The sequence below is a fragment of the uncultured Amaricoccus sp. genome, from assembly GCF_937858865.1.
Classification (GTDB): Bacteria; Pseudomonadota; Alphaproteobacteria; order Rhodobacterales; family Rhodobacteraceae; genus Amaricoccus.
Window position 1 is genome coordinate 1 of the sequence record NZ_CALLYO010000560.1, and the last position, 4,370, is coordinate 4,370.

Consider the following 4,370-nt stretch of genomic DNA (forward strand, 5'->3'; position numbering starts at 1 on the left):
CGTTCGAGCAGCGCTTCGCGGCCATGCACGGGTGCCGCCATGGCATTGCCGTGGTCAACGGCACCGTGTCGCTGCGCATCGCGCTCATCGCCGCGGGCCTGCAGGCCGGCAAGGCCGCCGGCGGCCACCAGTCGATCGAGTGGACCGTGCAGCTCGAGAGCGGCCAGACGATCACCGTCGTGCAGGCCTCGCCCACCTTCTCCGTCGGCCAGCGCGTGCAGGTCATCGGCGGCGGCAGCAACACCCGCCTCGCGGCGGCCTGATCGCGGCCCCGACCCTCAGAGGAAGCTCTGGGGGTCGACGTCGATCGCCACCCGCACGTTCGACGGCACCGGCACCGCCGCCGCCCAGGCGCGCAGCGCCGGCTGCAGCGCCACCCCCTTGGCGGCGCGCACCAGGAGACGCACCCGGTGCCGCCCGCGCACCCGCGCGATCGGCGCCGGCGCCGGCCCCCAGACCTCGGCCGGCGCCGCGCGCAGCGGCTCGGCCGCCCGGGCCAGCGCCCGCGCCACCTCCCAGGTCCGCGCCTCGTCGGCCCCGCTCACCACCACCGCCGCCAGCCGCCCGTAGGGCGGCATCGTCGCCCGCCGCCGCGCCTCGGCCTCGGCCCGCCAGAAGGCCTCGTCGTCGCCGGAGAGGATCGCCCGGAGCGCCGGATGCTCCGGCTGGTGCGTCTGGATCAGCGCGAGCCCCGGCCGCTCCGCCCGCCCGGCCCGCCCGGCCACCTGGCGGATGAGCTGGAAGGTCTTCTCCGCCGCGCGCAGGTCACCCCCCTGCAGCCCGAGGTCGGCGTCGATCACCCCGACCAGCGTCAGCAGCGGGAAGTTGTGCCCCTTCGACACCAGCTGCGTCCCGATCACCAGGTCCGCCCCGCCGCGGGCGATCTCGTCGATCCGCGCCTTCAGCGCCCCCGGCCCCTCGGCGAGGTCCGACGACAGGATCGCGAGCCGCGCCTCCGGCCAGAGCGCCGCCGCCTCCTCGGCCAGCCGCTCCACCCCCGGCCCGAGCGCCGTCATCCGCCCCTCGACCCCGCAGGCCGGGCAGGCCACCGGGATCGGCTTGGTCGCCCCGCACTGGTGGCAGACCAGCCGCCGCCGGAAGCGGTGCTCGACCATGCGCGCGTCGCACTGGTCGCAGCCCACCTGATGCCCGCAGGCCCGGCAGATGGTCAGCGGCGCATAGCCCCGCCGGTTGAGGAAGAGGAGCGCCTGCTCCCCCGCCGCCAGACGCTCGCCCACCGCCGCCGCCAGCGGCGGCGAGATCCACCGCCCCGGCTCCGGCGGATGCTCGCGCAGGTCGATCGCCCGCATCTCCGGCAGCTCGGCCACCCCGAACCGCTCCGGCAGGTCGAGCCGCGCGTACTTGCCCGCGTCCGCATTCGCCCAGCTCTCGAGCGAGGGCGTCGCCGAGGCCAGCACCACCGCCGCCCCCTCGACCGAGGCGCGCAGCACCGCCATGTCGCGCGCGTGGTAGAGCGCCCCCTCCTCCTGCTTGTAGGACCCGTCGTGCTCCTCGTCGACGACGACGAGCCCGAGCTCGGCGAACGGCAGGAAGAGCGCCGAGCGCGCCCCCACCACCAGCCGCGCCTCGCCGCGGGCGACCGCCATCCAGGCCCGCCGCCGCGCCGCCTGCGTCACCCCGGAATGCCACTCCGCCGGCCGCGCCTCGAAGCGCGCCTCCACCCGGTCGAGGAACTCGACCGAGAGCGCGATCTCCGGCAGCAGCACCAGCGCCTGCCGCCCGCGCGAGAGCGCCTCGGCCACCGCCTCGAGGTAGACCTCGGTCTTCCCCGACCCGGTCACCCCCTTCAGGAGCGTCGTCGAATAGCGCCCCGCCGCCACCGCCGCGCGCAGCGCCGCCGCCGCCCCTTCCTGCGCCGGCGAGAGCGCCCGCCGCCCGGCGCCCGGGTCAAGCGCCGGATAGGGCGCGTCGCACGGCGCCGCCTCGCGCACGAGCACCCCCTGCGCCTCCAGCCCCTTCACCACCCCGGCCGAGACGCCCGCCATCTGCGCCAGCTCCCCCGGCGCCAGCCCGAGCCCGCCGCACTCCTCGCAGGCCGCGAGCACCCGCGCCCGCGCGTCGGTCATCCGGTCGGGCGCCCGCCCGGTCGGCCGCAGCACCGGCCGCGCGGCGGGCGGCGCCCCAAGCCCCGGCGCCCGCGTCGCCAGCCGCACCATGGCCGGCAGCGGCGTCAGCGTGTAGTCGGCCGCCCTGGCGAGGAAGCTCCGCATCGCCGGCGCCATCGGCGGCACGTCGAGGACCCGCACCACCTCGCGCAGCTTCGCCGGCTCGAACCCCGCCCCCGGCCCCCAGACCACGCCCATCACCCGGCGCGGCCCGAGCGGCACCTCGACGAGGTCGCCCGCGCACACCCCGCCAGCCGGCGCGCGATAGTCGAGCGCCCGGTCGAGGCCGCCGTCGAGCACCACCGCGACGGGCGCGCCGGCGGCGAAGAGGCGCGCGGATTCGGGCCCGATCCCGCCCGGATTGAGGTGTTCCATCGCGCAATACCTTGGGCTAGTATCCCCCCCGACCACAAGGGCTGACGCCCTGAACCCGGAGGCTACCCCCATGAAATTCTTTGTCGACACCGCCGAGATCGACGAGATTCGCGACCTGAACGCGCTCGGCCTCGTCGACGGGGTGACGACCAACCCGAGCCTCGTCAAGAAGGCCGGCCGCGACTTCCTCGAGGCGATCCGCGAGATCTGCGCCGAGGTCGAGGGCCCGGTCAGCGCCGAGACCGTGGCGCTCGACTACGAGGGGATGCTGGCCGAGGGCCGCAAGCTCGCCCAGCTCGCCCCCAACATCGCCATCAAGGTGCCGCTCACCTGGGACGGGCTCAGGGCCTGCCGCACCCTCTCCGAGGAGGGGCGCATGGTCAACGTCACCCTCTGCTTCTCGGCCAACCAGGCGCTGCTCGCCGCCAAGGCCGGCGCCACCTTCATCTCGCCCTTCGTCGGGCGGCTCGACGACATCAACCTCGACGGCATGGACCTCATCCGCGAGGTGCGCCAGATCTACGACAACTACGGCTTCGAGACCGAGATCCTCGCCGCCTCGATCCGCAGCGTGAACCACGTGAAGGAAGCGGCGCTGATCGGCGCCGACGTCGTCACCGCGCCGGCCTCGGTGCTGCGCAAGCTCGCCGAGCACCCGCTGACCGACAAGGGGCTGACCGCCTTCCTCAAGGACTGGTCGGCGACCGGCCAGAAGATCATCTGAACCAGAAACGAGCAGCAGGACAGCAGGCATGAGCACGACCGAGCCCGCGACGCTGGCGATCCGCGAGCAGATCCTCAGCGACCCCGGCCTGATCCTCGAGGACCACGAGCTGATGCGGGCGCTGCTCGCCGCCGACCGCAGCGCGATGGGGCGCAACGTCGTCGACCTGCGCGGCGTCCTCGTCGACCGGCTGGAGGAGCGGCTCGACCGGCTGGAGGACACCCACCGCGAGGTGCTGGCCGCCGCCTACGAGAACGTCGCCGGCATGAACCAGGTGCACCGCGCCTGCCTCGCGCTGCTCGAGCCCGACGACTTCACCGACTTCCTGCGCGTGCTCACCCACGACGTCGCGCCGATCCTCGCCGTCGAGGTCATCCGCCTCGGCCTCGAGGCGCCGGCGGCCGAGCCCGGTGCCGGCCTCGGCCCGGAGGGCCCCTGCCGCGACGTGGTGGTGGCGCTGCCCGCCGGCGGCGTCGACCGTTACGTCACGCAAGGGCGCGGCCTCGGCGCCCGGCGGGTGACGCTCCGCCAGCTCCGCAGCGCCTCGCCCGACTTCTACGGCGCCGAGGCGCCCGAGATCCGCTCCGAGGCGCTGGTCCGGCTCGGCCTCGGCGACGGCGGCGGCGGGCACCCCGCGCTCCTCGCCTTCGGCGCGCACGACGCCAACCGCTTCCACCCCGACCAGGGCACCGACCTCCTCGCCTTCTTCGGCGGGGTCTTCGAGCGCAGCCTCCGGCGCTGGCTGGCGTGAGCGCGCCCGCGCCGTCCGAGGGTGCGGCGCAGCTCGTCGAGGACTGGCTGGCGCAGCTCGCCGCCGTGCGCGGCATGAGCCCGCGCACCATCGAGGCCTACCGGCGCGACGTCTCTGGCTACCTCGGCTTCCTCGCCGGCCACTGGGGCGGGCCGGCCGGCGCCGCCGCGCTCGGCCGGGTCGCCATCGCCGACCTGCGCGCCTGGATGGCGCACGAGCGCGGGCGCGGCCTCTCGGCCCGCTCGCTCGCCCGCGCCCTCTCGGCGGTCAAGGGCTTCCACGCCTGGCTGGCGGAAGCGCGCGGCCTCGTCGCCCCCGCCGTCACCGCGACGCGCGGCCCGCGGATCAGGACCCGCCTGCCCCGCCCGGTCGCCCCCGACGCGGCGCGGGCGCT

General features: G+C 75.9%; 5 protein-coding genes. 4 read left to right on the forward strand and 1 reads right to left on the reverse strand.

Annotation, left to right across the window (positions count from 1 at the left end; genetic code table 11):
- On the forward strand, window positions 1-263 hold a 263-nt coding region (locus Q0112_RS16590), incomplete at its 5' end, for a DegT/DnrJ/EryC1/StrS family aminotransferase (protein ID WP_297977095.1).
- Between the two features lie 15 nt (window positions 264-278).
- Here Q0112_RS16590 and Q0112_RS16595 read toward each other — a convergent pair.
- Complete coding sequence (locus tag Q0112_RS16595) at window positions 279-2,501, reverse strand: primosomal protein N' (RefSeq protein WP_297977096.1); 2,223 nt, start codon at window positions 2,499-2,501, stop codon at window positions 279-281.
- A gap of 70 nt (window positions 2,502-2,571) precedes the next feature.
- Between Q0112_RS16595 and fsa the strand changes: the two genes are divergently transcribed.
- The 3 genes from fsa to Q0112_RS16610 all read left to right on the forward strand — a co-directional run.
- Window positions 2,572-3,225, forward strand: a complete 654-nt coding sequence (fsa, locus tag Q0112_RS16600; RefSeq protein ID WP_297977097.1) for a fructose-6-phosphate aldolase — start codon at window positions 2,572-2,574, stop codon at window positions 3,223-3,225.
- A gap of 28 nt (window positions 3,226-3,253) precedes the next feature.
- On the forward strand, window positions 3,254-3,976 hold the full coding sequence (locus tag Q0112_RS16605) for a DUF484 family protein (RefSeq protein ID WP_297977099.1): 723 nt from the start codon (window positions 3,254-3,256) through the stop codon (window positions 3,974-3,976).
- The coding region (locus Q0112_RS16610; protein ID WP_297977100.1) for a site-specific integrase at window positions 3,973-4,370 on the forward strand (398 nt) is incomplete at its 3' end. The genes Q0112_RS16605 and Q0112_RS16610, both read left to right, overlap by 4 nt.

Bases quoted from the DNA above. Each gene is read 5' to 3' on its own strand.
- Q0112_RS16595 (WP_297977096.1), bottom strand. From the start codon at position 2,501: ATGGAACACCTCAATCCGGGCGGGATCGGGCCCGAATCCGCGCGCCTC.
- fsa (WP_297977097.1), top strand. From the start codon at position 2,572: ATGAAATTCTTTGTCGACACCGCCGAGATCGACGAGATTCGCGACCTG.
- Q0112_RS16605 (WP_297977099.1), top strand. From the start codon at position 3,254: ATGAGCACGACCGAGCCCGCGACGCTGGCGATCCGCGAGCAGATCCTC.